The 15,607-nt window shown below is 56.5% G+C and carries 12 protein-coding genes; 4 read left to right on the forward strand and 8 right to left on the reverse strand.

The window, feature by feature from the left end:
* Nucleotides 1-54 precede the first annotated feature (54 nt).
* The 5 genes from J2X76_RS12900 to J2X76_RS12920 all read right to left on the reverse strand — a co-directional run bounded on the left by J2X76_RS12900 (nucleotide 55) and on the right by J2X76_RS12920 (nucleotide 7,472).
* Complete coding sequence (locus J2X76_RS12900) at nucleotides 55-1,362, reverse strand: ABC transporter substrate-binding protein (protein WP_310216631.1); 1,308 nt, start codon at nucleotides 1,360-1,362, stop codon at nucleotides 55-57.
* A gap of 49 nt (nucleotides 1,363-1,411) precedes the next feature.
* Nucleotides 1,412-2,239: a carbohydrate ABC transporter permease gene (locus tag J2X76_RS12905; RefSeq protein WP_405030047.1), complete on the reverse strand. Its 828-nt coding sequence runs from the start codon at nucleotides 2,237-2,239 to the stop codon at nucleotides 1,412-1,414.
* 50 nt (nucleotides 2,240-2,289) lie between these two features.
* Complete coding sequence (locus J2X76_RS12910) at nucleotides 2,290-3,210, reverse strand: sugar ABC transporter permease (protein WP_310216633.1); 921 nt, start codon at nucleotides 3,208-3,210, stop codon at nucleotides 2,290-2,292.
* Nucleotides 3,211-3,386: 176 nt separating this feature from the next.
* Nucleotides 3,387-5,672, reverse strand: a complete 2,286-nt coding sequence (locus tag J2X76_RS12915; RefSeq protein WP_310216636.1) for an NADP-dependent malic enzyme — start codon at nucleotides 5,670-5,672, stop codon at nucleotides 3,387-3,389.
* A 255-nt stretch (nucleotides 5,673-5,927) separates the two neighbouring features.
* Nucleotides 5,928-7,472 carry an ABC transporter substrate-binding protein gene (locus J2X76_RS12920; RefSeq protein WP_310216639.1) on the reverse strand — a complete coding sequence of 515 codons (1,545 nt, stop codon included), beginning with the start codon at nucleotides 7,470-7,472 and terminating at the stop codon, nucleotides 5,928-5,930.
* A gap of 359 nt (nucleotides 7,473-7,831) precedes the next feature.
* Between J2X76_RS12920 and J2X76_RS12925 the strand changes: the two genes are divergently transcribed.
* Complete coding sequence (locus J2X76_RS12925; protein WP_310216642.1) at nucleotides 7,832-8,722, forward strand: SMP-30/gluconolactonase/LRE family protein; 891 nt, start codon at nucleotides 7,832-7,834, stop codon at nucleotides 8,720-8,722.
* 45 nt (nucleotides 8,723-8,767) lie between these two features.
* On the opposite strand, the gene J2X76_RS12930 is transcribed toward J2X76_RS12925, so the two are convergent.
* Together J2X76_RS12930 and J2X76_RS12935 are read right to left on the reverse strand one after the other, a co-directional pair.
* The gene (locus tag J2X76_RS12930) at nucleotides 8,768-9,376 is read right to left on the reverse strand and encodes a 2,3-bisphosphoglycerate-dependent phosphoglycerate mutase (RefSeq protein WP_310216644.1); all 609 of its coding nucleotides are present in this window, start codon (nucleotides 9,374-9,376) and stop codon (nucleotides 8,768-8,770) included.
* Between the two features lie 9 nt (nucleotides 9,377-9,385).
* Nucleotides 9,386-10,642 carry a glycerate kinase gene (locus tag J2X76_RS12935; protein WP_310216646.1) on the reverse strand — a complete coding sequence of 419 codons (1,257 nt, stop codon included), beginning with the start codon at nucleotides 10,640-10,642 and terminating at the stop codon, nucleotides 9,386-9,388.
* 185 nt (nucleotides 10,643-10,827) lie between these two features.
* Here J2X76_RS12935 and J2X76_RS12940 point away from each other — a divergent pair, with 185 nt between their 5' ends.
* Genes J2X76_RS12940 through glcF form a run of 3 tightly spaced genes read left to right on the forward strand, consistent with a single transcriptional unit; the run spans nucleotide 10,828 to nucleotide 14,756 of the window.
* Entirely contained in the window at nucleotides 10,828-12,261 is a 1,434-nt protein-coding gene (locus J2X76_RS12940) for an FAD-linked oxidase C-terminal domain-containing protein (RefSeq protein WP_310216647.1), read from the forward strand.
* Nucleotides 12,261-13,451: an FAD-binding protein gene (locus tag J2X76_RS12945; protein WP_405030048.1), complete on the forward strand. Its 1,191-nt coding sequence runs from the start codon at nucleotides 12,261-12,263 to the stop codon at nucleotides 13,449-13,451. The genes J2X76_RS12940 and J2X76_RS12945 overlap by 1 nt, the downstream gene beginning before the upstream one ends.
* Before the next feature lie 6 nt (nucleotides 13,452-13,457).
* Nucleotides 13,458-14,756 carry a glycolate oxidase subunit GlcF gene (gene glcF, locus J2X76_RS12950; RefSeq protein ID WP_310216650.1) on the forward strand — a complete coding sequence of 433 codons (1,299 nt, stop codon included), beginning with the start codon at nucleotides 13,458-13,460 and terminating at the stop codon, nucleotides 14,754-14,756.
* Here the strand turns inward: glcF and J2X76_RS12955 are convergent.
* A complete protein-coding gene (locus J2X76_RS12955; RefSeq protein WP_310216652.1) occupies nucleotides 14,743-15,570 on the reverse strand; it encodes an IclR family transcriptional regulator in 828 nt (275 codons plus the stop codon). The two genes, glcF and J2X76_RS12955, sit on opposite strands and share 14 nt — an antisense overlap.
* Nucleotides 15,571-15,607: the final 37 nt, after the last annotated feature.

Raw genomic sequence — 15,607 nt, forward strand, 5'->3', positions numbered from 1 at the left:
AAGCATTTACCTGGCTCCGCCTCCTGGCGGACACGGAGCCAGGTCGATATCGCGTCACGCTCGCTTGAGAACTGCGGTCGCCTGAGCAATGAAGCTCTGTGCGGCGTCCTTAACATTGGAAGAACCGAAACCTACGCTTTCGTTCGTCCGGCGCATCAGGTCGTTGATTGCGCGTTGCGCGCGGTGCGTCTGCGGCTCCTTGTTCGCCTTCGCGAGAGCGACCTGACTGTATTTCAATACCTTTTGATCGACCGGCGTTAGGTCCTTGATCGCGAGAACCGTTTCCAGGGCCGGACGAGAAGCGGGGGGACCGCTGACCAATCCGAGTATCTTGGCGGATTCCGGATCGCTGACGAACCAGTCGATCAGCTTCACAGCCGCGGCCTTGTTGGCGCTCTTAGCGTTCAGCGAAAGGCAGCTTGTCGGGCGCGGATAATAGCCCGGCCCCGTGGTATCGCTCACCCAGACGGGCGTCATCAGGTTGAGCTCATCCTTCGTCAGGGCCTGATAGCCGCCTGCCAGATCCTGTGATGAGATTCGGGCAAAGACGGCGGTACCGCGAACCATTGGCGAGTTAGGCCATTCGTTGCCAGTGAATTGTGCCTGCACGTCGGCAGGAACAGCGGCACCGGTCTTCCGCATCTGGTCCCAGATGTCGAGCCATTCAGCTACGTCGTCAGCCGTGACGCCGAGCATTTCCCCGTTGTACATCTGCTTGCCCTGAGCAATGAGGTACATCTGGAAGTCTTCGACGCGGGACGCCATGTCGTGGCTGCCGTACAGCTTTCCGTTCGCCTTATGGATTTCGGTGCAGAACTTGGCGAACTCCTTGTAGTTCATCTTTTCGGGAGGCGTACCCATCTTGAGACGTTCCAGGGCCGATTTGTTGTAGCAAAGGGCCTGGATACTCACGGCAATCGGCACACCCATCAGCTTGCCGCCCTTGTAGCCGAGCCTCAGAACGGCGTCGTCGAACAAATTCGCGCGAAGAACGGAAGGAACGTACTCTTCAAGCGGCGCGATCGCGCCGCGTTTGGCGTATTGATCGAACTCGTCGTAGCCCATCGTAATCACGTCGGGCGCATTGCCGCCCGCCACCATGGCGGCAATCTTATCCGGCCAGCTGTCGCTCGGCACACCTTCGTAAACAATCTTCAAGTGCGGGTTGAGCTCCGCATACCGAGCGATGGCCTTGCCGCGTATGGCGAGTTTCTCCGCGTTACCGAAAATCCCGAAGCGTATCGTTTCTCCCGCAGCCATGGCTCCGGATGGGCGAAGAGCCGCATAAGCAGCCGCGGCCCCTCCGGCCGCGAGCAACTGGCGCCTGCTGATCGACAATAGATCATGACGATTTGACTGCATTTCCATTCCTCCCTTTGGAATTTGATTTACCTGTAGGCTTGGGGCGAGATCATCCTTTCAAGCCGGATGTGCTGATCCCCTCGACGAGACGGCGCTGAAAGAAAAGGAACACGACGAAGACGGGGACCATGCTGAGCACGGACATTGCCAGCAACTGGCCGTAGGATCCCCCAGACGAATCCACCAACGATCTCAGCCCGACCGGCACGGTCAGTATTTCCGGCGACGTCAGGTAGATCAGCTGCGAAAAGAAATCGTTGTATGTCCATATGAAGGTGAAGATCGTCGTGGTGATGATCGCAGGCTGCATCAGGGGAAAGATAATGCTTGCGAAGATCCTGAACGTGCTGCAGCCATCGACCCGGGCAGCCTCGTCCAACTCCTTCGGAATCTTGCGGATGAACTGCACCATGAGGAAGATAAAGAAAGCGTCGGTCGCCATGAACTTCGGGACGATCAATGGCAGGTAGGTGTTGACCCAGTCGAGGTTCACAAAAAGAATGTATTGCGGGATGAGCAGGACGTGCGAGGGCAACATCAGCGTCAGAAGCATCAGCCCGAACAGTATCCGCTTGAGCGGAAACTCAAGCCGAGCGAAGGCGAAAGCCGTCAGGGAGCATGCAAGTACGTTGCCGATGACGGAGCCTAAGCAGATGATGATCGAGTTGAGGAAATAGCGCGTGAAGGAGGGGGTCGTGGCGACCCACCCTTGCGCGTAATTGCTGAAGTCCAGCGTCTTGGGCAACGCCAGTGAATTCGAAAAGATTTCCTGATCCGAACGAAACGATCCCAGGACCATCCACAGAAGTGGATAGACCATCAACGTCACGCCGGCGATCAGCACAGTGTAGGTCATCAGACGCGATGGATTGACCATTTTTGCCTGCGTTCGCGTTGCCCGAACGTCCTGATTTTCCCTCACCAGAGTCATTCGTCCTTATCCCCGTAGAAAACCCATTTGCTGGAGGCGACGAAATTGAGGGCCGTGAACGCGCCGACGATGAGCAGCAAGATCCATCCCATGGCCGAAGCGTAACCCATGCGGAAATTCATGAATCCCTCCTGATAGAGGTAGAGCGTGTAGAAAAGGGTGGAGTCGGCCGGCCCGCCGCTGCCGCCGCTGACGATGTAGGCGGAGGTGAACGCCTGGAATGAATTGATAATTCCCAACACGAGATTGAAGAAAATCACGGGCGTGAGAAGGGGTAACGTGACATTCAAGAACTTATGGAATGCGTTCGCGCCATCTACTTCTGCAGCCTCATACATTTCTTTTGGGATCTGCTGCAGGCCGGCAAGAAAGATCACCATGGCCGAGCCAAACTGCCAAACGTGCAAAAGAATGAGCGTGTACAGTGCGTAACGGGGATTGGAGATCCAGTTCTCAGAGTCTACACCGAATAGCCCGACCAGGTCGTTGATTGCGCCTTCCCGGCCGAAAAGCTGTCGCCACATCACGGCCACGGCGACACTCCCGCCCAGAAGGGAGGGCAAATAGTAAATCGATCGGAAAAGGCCGAGTGCCTTTACTTTCTGATTCATCAGGACGGCGATGAGCAAAGCAAAGGCGAGGTTGAATGGCACTCCAATCAACACATAGGTGAAGGTTACCCTCAGTGCATGAAGGTAGCGCGGATCCAATGTGAAGAGATCGATATAGTTTTCGAGACCGACCCAAGTGGGTGCCTGTAAAAGGTCGAAGTTTGTGAACGACAGATACAAGGAAGCAAGCAGCGGGCCAGCTGTGAAAAGTAACATGCCACCGAACCAAGGCAGCAGGAACAGGTAAGCCTCTAGCGCACGTCTTCTCTGCTCCCGTTTTCGCAAACGGGAAGATCTAGTTTTCATCACTGATATCCTCCGGTTCCTCCCGCCTGCCGTATGGCAAACTTCCGGGTAGAATGTTCCTTAGATGCTCATGTCCGCATACGAAAAATGGCAACTAAATACAAATGAGTCAATCTTGTTTTTAGATGTCCAGCGTCGTTTATCTGTGGAGCATGATTGTCTTATGTTGTTGAGCACTATTTTTCGGAAGCGAAGGCGGCAATCGCCGCCATATTGACGATATCGCTGTCCTTGGCGCCCATCGATGTGATCTGCACGGACTTGTCGAGGCCGACGAGCAGCGGGCCGATCACGCTCGAGGCGCCGAGTTCCTGCAGCATGCGGGTGGAGATCGACGCGGAGTGGATCGCCGGCATGACGAGCACGTTGGCTGTTCCAGAGAGCCGGCAGAAGGGATACTGCTCCATCCGATGCGGGTTGAGCGCCACGTCCGCAGCCATCTCCCCGTCATATTCGAAATCGACGCGCCGCTGGTCGAGGATCTTGACCGCCTCGCGGACCCGCTCCGAACGCTCGCCGATCGGCTGCCCGAAGGTGGAATAGGCGAGCATGGCGACGCGCGGCTCATAACCCATGCGCTTGGCGACCCGGGCGGCTTCGACGGCGATATCGGCAAGATCTTCCGCGTTCGGCATGTCATGGACGGCCGTGTCGGCAACGAAGATCGTCCGGCCGCGCGAGATCACCAGCGAAACGCCGATCACCTTGTGCCCCGGCTTGGGATCGATGCAGCGGCGAACATCCTGCAGGGCCGTCGCGTAGTTGCGGGTCGTGCCGGTCACCATCGCGTCCGCATCGCCGATCGCCACCATGGTCGCGGCGAAATGGTTGCGGTCGTTGTGGATCAGGCGCTGGACGTCGCGGTAAAGGAAGCCCTGGCGCTGCAGGCGCGCATAGAGATGGTCGATATAGGCATCGACACGGTTCGAAAGACGGGCGTTGAGGATCTCGATGCCGGGACGGTCGAGATCGATGCCCGCCTTCTCCGCCGTCGCGCGGATGACGTCGTCGCGGCCGAGAAGAATGGCGGTGCCGAGCTTCTGGCTGGTGAAGGAAATCGCAGCGCGCATGACCTGCTCTTCCTCGGCCTCGGCGAAGACGACCCGCTTGGGGAAGCGGCGGACGCGTTCGTAGATGCCCTGGGTTGTCGCGGCGATCGGGTCGCGCCGGGCGGAAAGCTCGCGGCCGTAAGCGGCGAGATCGGTAATGTTCTTGCGGGCGACGCCGCTTTCCATCGCCGCCTCGGCGACGGCGACCGGGATCGCCGAGATGAGGCGCGGGTCGAACGGGACGGGGATGATGTATTGCGCGCCGAAACGAGGGCGGTTGCCCTGGTAGGCGGCGGCGACGTCGTCCGGCACGTCTTCGCGGGCGAGATTGGCGAGCGCTTTGACGGCGGCGATCTTCATCGCGTCGTTGATCTGGCTGGCCCGCACGTCGAGCGCACCGCGGAAGATGTAGGGGAAGCCGAGCACGTTGTTGACCTGGTTCGGGTAGTCCGAACGGCCGGTGGCCATGATCGCGTCGTCGCGGATGCGCGCCACTTCCTCCGGCGTGATTTCCGGATCGGGATTGGCCATCGCGAAGATGATCGGCTTGTCGGCCATGGATCGGATCATCGCTTCGGTGAAGGCGCCTTTCTGCGACAGGCCGAACACGACGTCGGCACCCTTCATCGCCTCTTCCAGGGTGCGTTTGGTGGTTTTTGCCGCATGGGCGGACTTCCACTGGTTCATGCCTTCGGTACGGCCCTGGTAGATCACGCCCTTGGTATCGACCAGGATGATGTTTTCCGCGCTGAACCCCATCGCCTTGATGAGTTCGATGCAGGCAATCGCTGCCGCACCGGCGCCGTTGCAGACGAGCTTGGTGGTCTTGAGATCGCGGCCGGTCAGCTCCAGCGCGTTGATCAGGCCGGCGGCGGCGATGATCGCGGTGCCGTGCTGGTCGTCATGGAAGACCGGGATGTCCATCAGCTCGCGCAGGCGGCTTTCGATGATGAAACATTCCGGCGCCTTGATATCCTCGAGGTTGATGCCGCCGAAGGAGGGGCCGAGGAAACGCACGCAGTTGATGAATTCGTCGACGTTCTCGGTATCGACTTCAAGGTCGATGGAATCGACGTCGGCAAAGCGCTTGAAGAGGACGGATTTGCCTTCCATGACCGGCTTCGAGGCAAGCGCCCCGAGATTGCCGAGGCCGAGGATCGCCGTACCGTTGGAGATGACGGCCACCATGTTGCCGCGCGTCGTGTAGTCGTAGGCGGTGGCGGGATCGGCGGCGATCGCCTTGACCGGCACCGCCACGCCCGGCGAATAGGCCAGCGACAGGTCGCGCTGGGTCGCCATCGGCTTGGTGGGGACCACTTCAAGTTTACCAGGGCGGCCTTCCGAATGGAAATCCAGTGCTTCCTGTTCGGTGACGGAAGCGCGTGTGCGGTAATGATTCTTCGTCTCGTTCATCTCAGCAGTCTCCAAAGTTTTGGCAAGATGGCCGACTTCGGAAATCTCCTGAGATCCTAAACTCGGCGCCAAAGATGAATGAGGATGTACATCGCCGTACTAGTGCAAAAACGTTCCTCAGGCGATTTTCCACGAAGCGGAAAAGAATTATGCCAAAGAGGAACCAAACCACATCGATCGACGCGGCACAGCGTGAAAAGCTGTGTTGATAGCGTGGCCCGAAGAAAACCTTCGGGCCAGCCTAAAGCGGCTCGATCAGCTCTTGAATGAGATGTCAGCGATGCGTATTTCGAGCCCCGACAACGAGTTCGGGTGGTATATGATCCCTTTATCGAGCATCATCAATCGGACCTTCTGGGCGACCCCGATGACCCCTGCCTCGTACGTGTAAAGAAGTTGAGCGGCTTGACGGTAATATCCGGCTCGCTCCTCACCCTGCGTTTGGCCCGCGGCCGCCAGCAGTTTGTCAATTTCAGGGCTGCAAATGGCCGATGCGATTCCCTTACATGCAACGTATTTTGGGAAGCTGAAGCTTGAGTCTCCAGTCGAATTGTCATGGGAGATCACAAGCAGGCTGCCTCGTTGGCTTTCCGGAAAAGGGGGGCGCTGGTATTGGCGCCAAATGCTACCCTCCACGCTCAAGATCTTTGGGTTGAGACCAACAGCTTTGAGCTCCTGGGCAATCGCTTGGACCACCTCCTCGGAGTTGGGAAAGAGGGTTGGCTGGGTGACTAGGTTGAACTCTACTTCTACGGGATGTCCATCGGCCTTCGCTGCGGAAATGAGCGCCTTAGCTTTCGCTGGGTCATATCGCATTGCGCCGTGTTTCTCGAAGTCAGGTATGTACCCGTTAACCTGCGGGCCTTGCATCTGATACCAAGGTTCCCCAGTGATCCCCATCAAGCTGGGGACGATCGTCTCTCGATCGATGGCATAGGAGACCGCCTGCCGTACTCGCCGATCGATGAACGGCTCCTTGAAGGTATTTGGCCTTACTACCGCGACGCTGTTGTCGCGGTAAGTCACTGTTCGGTCGTCATGTGTGGCGTCATACGCACTTATAGAAGTCGCGAGTTGTGCTTCGCCTGCTAAAACCATACCTGCGCGGACAGACGCTTCTGCCCGAAATACATATGTCACATCCTGGACTTCTGGCTGATCTCCCCAATAACCGGCCCACCTAGTTAATTTAACGCTTTCGCCTTGAAGTCGCTCGACGAACTTAAACGGGCCGGTTCCGATCGGTTGAACCGTCTTGTTAGACGTAGTCTGAGACGCAGCGTTTCCAATATCGACAAAACTCAGTCGAAGTGGCAAAATTGGATCCAGTTGACGCGTTGTTATCCGAATTGTCAGATCGTCGATCGCTTCTGCCTTTACCGCATCCGGAAATTGATCAACGTTTAGGCAGACGACTTTTTTTCCTCCGATTTCCGCACCTGGTTGTGTTCTATTTATATTCATCGCGGCAACTTTTGCGTCGAAGGGCGTGTCGTCATGAAACCGCACCCCAGCACGAAGTTTGAATTCCCAGACGAGGTCGTCTAGCTGCTTCCATGACGCCGCCAGCAATGGCTGTACTTTACCGTCGTCGGGGTTAACGCGTGTAAGGGACTCATAGACATTGCCCCTGGTGATATTACCATTTTGCGAAGTCTGCGTGTCACAGGCATCGAGCGAGTCAAGCTCTGCCGCTAGTGCGACGGTAATTTTTCGCGCCGAGGGCGAAGCAGAAGTCTGCGCTGCCCAGCAGCCGACGGCCAGTAGAGCGCAGGTGATAGTTCTCATAAATGGTTTCATTCAACCCTCCTCTCGTCAAAACTCGTGCGAGCTAGCATCAGTTTCCCGACAATCGCATGCGAGGTCTCTCAAAGCGGAGATCCTCCTCTCCGCGAGAACAACTCAATACATCTTCATTCATAATGAGACAAGAAGCATCTAATTTGTGCTTTATTGATAACGAGCGTTATCGGTCCTTAGGCCAAAATCTGGGCTTGGAATTAGGTGATCCTCTGTTTTTGGGCTTAGGTAACCACATTTTCCGGAGCATATCATGTGTTCAGGCGGGAGATTGACGAAAGCCCTTTTGGACAAATATTGACAAATAGGCCTCATTCCGCCGAAACAGGGAGGCAATCTTTAGTTCCGGGGATGGTCATTTGGCCAAAGGTGGCTTTGTGAAACAAAAATTTGAGAAAATTGCAGCAGTCGGTTGCCGTGTGGGTGAAAGCCCAGTGTGGGATAAAACACTTTCCCGTCTATATTGGACGGATGTGCATGCCTGCACGATATTTGCACTCGATATAAAGTCACTCAAACGCCAACAGTGGATTTTACCGGCCCGGATTGGGTCATTTGGCCTCACAGATGATGAGCGATTGATTGTGGCTCTAACGACGGGCGTGCACCTCTTCGATCCAAAATCAGGCAAGCTGGACTTTCTTGTAGATCCAGAAGAACATCATATTGGTGATCGCCAGAAAAATCGCCTTAACGATAGCAAAGTTGGACCGGATGGAGCCTATTGGGTCGGCAGCATGCATGAAGACGGCCTGACAGCTGCGCTTTACAGGGTAACAGCCGATGGCAAAGCTGAGATCAAAGTTGAAGGGCTTGGGACTGTGAACGGGTTAGCCTTTACTGACGATGGCCGTACCATGTTCCTTTCAGACTCACGGCAATGTTGGATCGATCGATATGATTTCAGTTCCCAAACGGGAGGGCTCTCCAACCGCCGGAGATTCGCAACCCCTGGCGACCGAGACGGGCGCCCCGACGGGGCGGCAACAGACATGGAAGGAAACTACTGGAGCGCCGGGGTGTCTGCAGGCGTCTTGAACCAATTCAGTCCCTCTGGCGACCTGATTCAATCAATAAAAGTGCCTCCACTTCACCCCACAATGCCATGTTTTGGTGGAGAGGATATGCAGTCACTGTTCTTCACAAGCCTACGGCGTCCCGATGCCTCGTCGCCTGATTGCGGAGATGTTTTCGTGATGCGTGTTGACGTGCCGGGCGTGGCCGTGGGTCGCTTTAAAACAAGAAAGTGATTGGCGCTCGGCCTCCGAGTGCGGCCAAGCTACTCTCGAAGAGGGTCAGAGGGAAGTTCCATGTTTGATCGTTCCATCCGCATTGAGTCTATACGAAAATGCTGAGCCCGTTGGTATCTCCAAGGTTGTAATCCGCTCGCTGGAGATGCGCTCCAGGCTCATTATTAGCGCTCTCAAAGAGTTGCCATGCGCAACAATGAGGGTTTTTTCTCCTCGCAATATGTGTGGCAAGATCCTCGTAAGATAGTAGGGAAGCACTCGCGCCAATGTATCGTGAAGGCTCTCTCCCCCGGGAGGTGCCATCGAATACGATCGCTGCCAAGCCTTTACGTGGTCTTCACCCCATAACCGACAAGCTTCTTGTTTCGTAACTCCGGTAAGTTGGCCGTAGTGCCTTTCGTTGAGATCGGCCGATGTCACGACAGGAAGCTCGTCCTGGTTAAGGCATTGCAGAATTACCCGAACAGTCTCTTCTGCACGCTTCAACGCAGATGTGAATGCTATGTCGAATTGGGTACCTTTGAGCGCACGAGCAACTGCCTCTGCCTCGTCAACGCCCCGGGATGTCAAAGCCGGATTGTTCCAGCCGGTGAAAACGCCTCCGGCATTCCCTTCGCTTTGACCGTGGCGTACAAGCACAAGCAGTCTTTGCATTGCGTTCGACTACCGAACTATAATTGCGCGAAAATCGTTGACGTTAGTTCCGGTCGGCCCCGTGATGAAGAGATCACCGATCGCTTCAAACCCGGAAAAACTATCGTTGCTGTTGAGTAGCTGGCGGCCGTCAAGCCCTGCAGATCGCAATCGCTTAGCACTAGTGCCGTCAACAAAAGCTCCAGCATTATTTTCTGATCCATCAATACCGTCAGTGTCCGCCGCGAGCGCTGTTATAGCGATGCCGTCGATAGCCATGGCAAAAGCTAGGGCAAACTCACCATTGCGACCCCCTTTCCCATCTTTGCCGCGGAGCGTAACGGTGGTTTCGCCTCCAGACAAAAGCAGGGCTGGTTTCTTAAATGGACGATCCTTGAATGCGACTTCTCGCGCGATTGCTGCTAATACAAATGCCACATCGCGAGCTTCGCCTTCGATGGAATCCGACAATAGGTACGGCTTCAAACCATGGGCTTCTGCTGTCGCTGCCGCAGCAGCGAGAGAAACTCCAGCAGACGCTACAATGAAATGTTGGTGTTTCGAGAAGTTCGGCGCATCAGGTTTTGGAGCGTCTGCGGCTGGGGACTGTAGATGCGCCAGCATTGTGCTCGACAGCGGTAATTTATGCTGTTGAGCGATTTTCAGAGCATCATGGCGTGTCGACGTATCTGGGACGGTAGGGCCGGATCCCACGAGGGCGGGATTATCTCCCGGAATATCTGACACGATGAAGCTTACGACGCGAGCTTTCGTCGCTGCTGCTAATCGGCCTCCCTTAATTCTCGAGAGGTGTTTTCGCACGACATTCATTTCCGAGATGGACGCGCCAGATGCAAGCAACATTTCATTGAGGGAGATTTCGTCTGAAAGAGTAAGCCCCGGCGGGGGCGCCGGCAGCAGAGAAGAGCCGCCTCCACAGATCAGCGCTATCACCAGATCGTCTTCCGAGAGATCAGAAATCAGTTCAAACATGCGGTCCGTGGCAACTAGTCCAGCCTTATCTGGCACAGGATGAGCTGCTTCCAGGACCTCAATGGCTCTTGTGGTACAACCGTAGCCATATCGAGTTACGACCGCTCCAGAAATGTCTCCGCACCACATCGTTTCGAGCGCGTGAGCCATTTGCGCGGCGCCTTTTCCTGCACCCACAACGACCGTACGACCATGTTGCGGGGCATCTGGCAGGAACTTTCGAATTCCCGTACTGGGGTCGGCAGCCTCTATTGCCGAGGCAAACAGATCCTTCAGAAGCTCTCGATCATCCATAGGCGTCTCCCCTCCAATACCTATTCGGGCGATTTGTCCCCGTCAGAGCTTAATAGGAGCTGCATGCGTCAAACCCGATCCTTTGTGTGACAATTTCCGTATCGTGGAAATCCTGGAAGAGGCCGGTTACCGGCATATCGCCGTCCATTATGGCTTTGGGATAACTCAACCGCTCCGACGAAAACATGAATAGCATTCAGTTTCTTCCCCCTCGCGAATCCGTTTTGAATAAACGTGAAACGATCATCAACGATTTGGGCCGACTAGTCCCCGCGAATTGCTTGCTTCACGAACAGCGCGAGTTGGTGCCATTCGAGACGGATGCTTTCGTTTCTTATAGACAGATGCCTTTGGCGGTGGTGCTTCCGGAAAATACCGAGCAAGTGGCGGCGATCATGAGTTACTGCTATCAGAACTCTGTCCCCGTTGTTCCCCGGGGGGCAGGCACGTCGCTTTGCGGCGGAGCGATCCCTCAGTTGGACGCGATTATCATCGGCCTCTCCAAAATGAACGTTGTGCTGGATGTCGATTACCCGAACCGGGCAGCTGTCGTGCAAGCAGGCGTGACGAACCTTCGCATATCGGAACATGTAGGTCCCGATGGCTTCTTTTATGCACCCGACCCGAGCTCGCAGCTTGCTTGCACGATAGGAGGGAACATTGGCATGAATTCGGGCGGCGCTCACTGCCTGAAATATGGTGTCACAACCAACAATCTCCTCGGCGTAAAGATGGTGCTGATTGACGGCACAGTGATTGAGCTCGGCGGTAAACACCTTGACGCCGCAGGGTACGACTTGCTTGGCCTGATATGCGGGTCGGAGGGTCAACTGGGCATTGTAACCGAAGCGACGGTCAGGCTCACAGCCAAACCCGAGGGGGCTCGCCCTGTCTTGTTCGGCTTCGAAACCTCGGAAGCGGCAGGCGCGTGCGTGTCCGATATCATTGCATCCGGCATTATCCCCGTGGCAATCGAGTTCATGGACAAGCAGGCAATCGAGATTTGCGAAGCTTTCGCGGGTGCGGGTTATCCGCTCGACGTCGGCGCCTTGCTAGTCATCGAAGTCGAAGGCTCAGATCCTGAAATGGACGACATGCTCACGCGCATCGTTGACATTGCCAAGAGAAACTCGGTCAAGACTGTTCGAGAAAGTCAGACCGCGACGGAGGCCGCCCTTATATGGAAAGGCCGTAAATCGGCGTTTGGAGCGACAGGACGCATAGCTGACTATATATGTATGGACGGTACAGTGCCACTCAGCAAGCTGCCGTATGTACTTTCAAAAACTACGGAGATTATAGACCGCTATGGTCTGCGGGTGGCAAATGTTTTCCACGCCGGTGACGGGAACATGCACCCGCTTATCCTTTTCAATGCTAACGATCCGGATGACGCACGTAGAGCCGAGGAGGCAGGGAACGAAATTTTGAAACTGTGCGTGGATGTCGGCGGATGCCTCACAGGGGAGCACGGCGTCGGAATTGAGAAACGAGATCTCATGACGCATCAGTTTTCCGAGGAAGAATTGCAACAGCAAATGGCTGTACGCTCAGCGTTTGATGCTGGTTGGTTGCTAAATCCATCGAAGGTCTTTCCGCTCGAGGGACGGTCAATATGATCGCTTACCCCCAAACTGAAGCGCAAGCTGTAGATGCAGTTTTTTCTGCCGCCACACAACGTACAGCTTTGAATTTGATTGGAGCCGGAACCCGGGCTGTTCGCAATCCTAACGACGAAGGCACCGGGCTCAGTTCACACCAAATTTGCGGCATCGTCGCCTATGAGTCGGCCGAGATGGTGATGACGGTCAAAGCCGGCACGCCGGTCGCCGAAGTCGAGGCAGCTTTGGCGGCCAATCGCCAGATGATGGCTTTCGAACCCATGGATCATAGAGGTATCTTAGGAACGTCCGGAGACCCTACGATCGGGGGCGTGTTCGCGGCGAATGTCTCCGGCCCGCGGCGGTTCGTGGCTGGCGCGGCGCGCGATAGTCTGCTTGGCATCCGCTTCGTCAACGGTCAGGGGCAGGTGATCCGCGCCGGTGGGCGGGTGATGAAGAATGTGACCGGCCTGGATCTGGTGAAGCTGCTTGCCGGCTCCCAGGGTACGCTCGGCTTTCTCACCGAGGTAACCTTCCGCGTGCTGCCGGTGCCGGCGGCGGTGGAAACCATCGTCATTTCCGGCCTCGATGATCTGGCAGCGACCAAGGCCATGGCAGCCGCGATGGCGCTGTCGGTAGAAGTCTCCGGTGCCGCGCATCTGCCTGCGAGCGTCAGGGGACGTTTCCTCGGCGGCGAACTGCCCGAAGGCGAGGCGACTGTATTGCGCCTTGAGGGCTTGGCTGGGTCGGTTTCGGTAAGGGCCGGCAAGCTAGAGCAGATCATGAAAGCACTTGGGCCGGTCTCGCGGCTCGGACCAAATGAGAGTGGGGTGCTCTGGCGTGAAATTCGCGATGTTCATCCCTATGCGGATGGAACACAAAAGCCGCTTTGGCGGGTGTCCGTCGCGCCTTCCGCCGGGCACCAGTTGGTCGCGGCGCTGCGGCTCGAAATGGATATTGACGCATTTTACGATTGGCAGGGTGGCCTTATCTGGATGCGCATAGAAGCGGACCCGCAAGGGGAACTCTTGCGCCGGAAAATTCGCGCCCTTGGCGGGGGGCACGCGACATTGGTTCGGGCCACCGACGAAATGAGGGCGCAAACACCCGCTTTCGAGCCGTTGCCGGATGCGCTGGCCGCCCTGTCGGCCCGCGTAAAACAGAAACTCGACCCAACCGGCATCTTCAGTCCTGGCAAGATGGGGTGACAGACAATGCAGACCTCCTTCACCGCAGAACAGCTTGCCGATCCGCATGTGGCCGAGTCCGAAAAGATCCTTCGCCGCTGCGTACATTGCGGGTTCTGCACCGCGACGTGCCCCACCTATGTCACGCTCGGCAATGAACTCGACAGCCCGCGTGGCCGCATCTACCTCATCAAGGATATGCTGGAAAACGGCCGTGCGGCGGATGAGGAGGTCGTCACGCATATCGACCGCTGCCTCTCTTGCCTTTCGTGCGTAAGCACTTGTCCTTCGGGCGTCGATTACATGCATCTGGTCGATCATGCCCGAATTCATATAGAGAACACCTACAAACGGCCGCTCATCGACCGGCTGATCCGCAGTGTGCTGGCGGCAGTGCTGCCTTATCCGGCTCGTTTTCGGACTGCCCTCACTTTTGCGAGACTGGGTCGCCCCTTCGCGCCGCTGCTAAAACGCGTCTCTGTGCTGAAGCCGCTCGGCGCCATGCTTGATCTGGCGCCGAAATCTCCGGCCAGGGCATCGGATGCCGGCAGGCCGGGAACACGGCCGGCAGAAGCAGAAAAACGGGGTCGGGTGGCCATCCTGTCCGGTTGTGCCCAGCCGGTTCTCGATCCGGGCATCAACGAGGCGACGCTGCGCCTGCTGGAACGCCTGCGCGTCGAGGTTGTCGTGCCGCAAGGCGAGGGCTGCTGCGGTGCGCTGGTGCACCATATGGGCCGCAAAGAACAGGCACTGGATTTCGCCCGCCGCAATGTCGATGTGTGGACCCTCGAGATCGAGCAGGGCGGCCTGGACGCCATCATCATCACCGCTTCGGGCTGCGGCACCACCATCAAGGACTACGGCCACATGCTGCGGCTTGATCCCGCTTACGCCGACAAGGCGCAGAAGGTGTCGAGCATCGCCAAGGATATCACCGAATACCTGTCGACGCTGGATCTGCCGGAACTGGAGACGAAAAAGCTCAACGTCGCCTACCATTCGGCCTGCTCGATGCAGCATGGTCAAAAGATTACCATGGCACCGAAGAACCTCTTGAAGAGGGCTGGTTTCACCGTTCGCGATCCGGCCGAGGGACACCTGTGCTGCGGGTCTGCCGGCACCTACAACATTCTGCAGCCGGATATTTCAGCAAAGCTCAAGGAGCGCAAGGTCAGAAATATCGAGGCGACCAACGCCGACGTGATAGCCACCGGCAATATAGGCTGCATGACGCAGATTTCTTCGGGTACGGCCATTCCGATCCTGCACACCGTGGAATTGTTGGATTGGGCTTATGGCGGTCCAAAACCAGTCAAGATTGGGTAAGGGACGATCCGGCACAGTTAGGTTTGTAGTCCATAGGGTGCCGCCCCCCGAGCGCTTGGGTGATCTTCAATGCCGTGTCGATCACTCGCGGCGCTAACTCACGAACCCTTTCTGGAGACATGCGGTCAAGTTGGCCGGAGATCGAAATAGCGCATATCGCTTCTGCGTTGTCGTCGAACACAGCGCTTGCCACGCATCGGACATTCTTGTCAATTTCAGCGTTGTCCATGGCGTAACCCTCCATGCGCGCCAAATCCAGTTCCCGACGTAAATGCTCGGTACGGACGATAGAGTGAGAGGTACGCTTTATCATCCGGCGGAGGCTCACCACCTCTTCGATGTCGTCTACCGGATACGTTGAAAGAATTGCTTTCCCCATTGCCGAGGACGTCATAGGCACGCGCCCGCCTATCGGACTGATAGTTCGCGAGATTTGTCGACTCGGGATCTGAGACACGAGCGTGATCTGCCCATCGTCGGCCATACCCAAATTGGCGGTTTCCTTCGCATAATCTCGGAGATGATGAAGATAGGGCTGAGCCACCGAGACAATCGTGGTTCGCCTCACCGAGGCGGCTCCGATTGTCAACATTGCAAGGCCAATGTTCCAACGCCCACTGGTGGGATCAAATTGAACATGCCGCCGCTTCTCAAGCGTGGTCAATAAACGATGGGTGGTTGATGGGGACAAGCCCGCCTCACGACCAAGCTGTGAAAGGCGGCACCCTTCATGATGACAGCTCAGTATCTCCAAAAGAGTCATCGCCCGTTCAACGGATTGCACTGAGCCGTTACGCTCGGTCTCACTACGCACGGCGACCTCCGAAAGAAGATTACAATTGAGCATGGTG

It is taken from the genome of Neorhizobium sp. 2083 (genome assembly GCF_031455615.1).
GTDB lineage: Bacteria > Pseudomonadota > Alphaproteobacteria > Rhizobiales > Rhizobiaceae > Neorhizobium.

Bases quoted from the DNA above. Each gene is read 5' to 3' on its own strand.
- J2X76_RS12900 (WP_310216631.1), bottom strand. From the start codon at position 1,362: ATGCAGTCAAATCGTCATGATCTATTGTCGATCAGCAGGCGCCAGTTG.
- J2X76_RS12905 (WP_405030047.1), bottom strand. From the start codon at position 2,239: ATGGTCAATCCATCGCGTCTGATGACCTACACTGTGCTGATCGCCGGC.
- J2X76_RS12910 (WP_310216633.1), bottom strand. From the start codon at position 3,210: ATGAAAACTAGATCTTCCCGTTTGCGAAAACGGGAGCAGAGAAGACGT.
- J2X76_RS12915 (WP_310216636.1), bottom strand. From the start codon at position 5,672: ATGAACGAGACGAAGAATCATTACCGCACACGCGCTTCCGTCACCGAA.
- J2X76_RS12920 (WP_310216639.1), bottom strand. From the start codon at position 7,472: ATGAAACCATTTATGAGAACTATCACCTGCGCTCTACTGGCCGTCGGC.
- J2X76_RS12930 (WP_310216644.1), bottom strand. From the start codon at position 9,376: ATGCAAAGACTGCTTGTGCTTGTACGCCACGGTCAAAGCGAAGGGAAT.
- J2X76_RS12935 (WP_310216646.1), bottom strand. From the start codon at position 10,642: ATGGATGATCGAGAGCTTCTGAAGGATCTGTTTGCCTCGGCAATAGAG.
- J2X76_RS12940 (WP_310216647.1), top strand. From the start codon at position 10,828: ATGAATAGCATTCAGTTTCTTCCCCCTCGCGAATCCGTTTTGAATAAA.
- glcF (WP_310216650.1), top strand. From the start codon at position 13,458: ATGCAGACCTCCTTCACCGCAGAACAGCTTGCCGATCCGCATGTGGCC.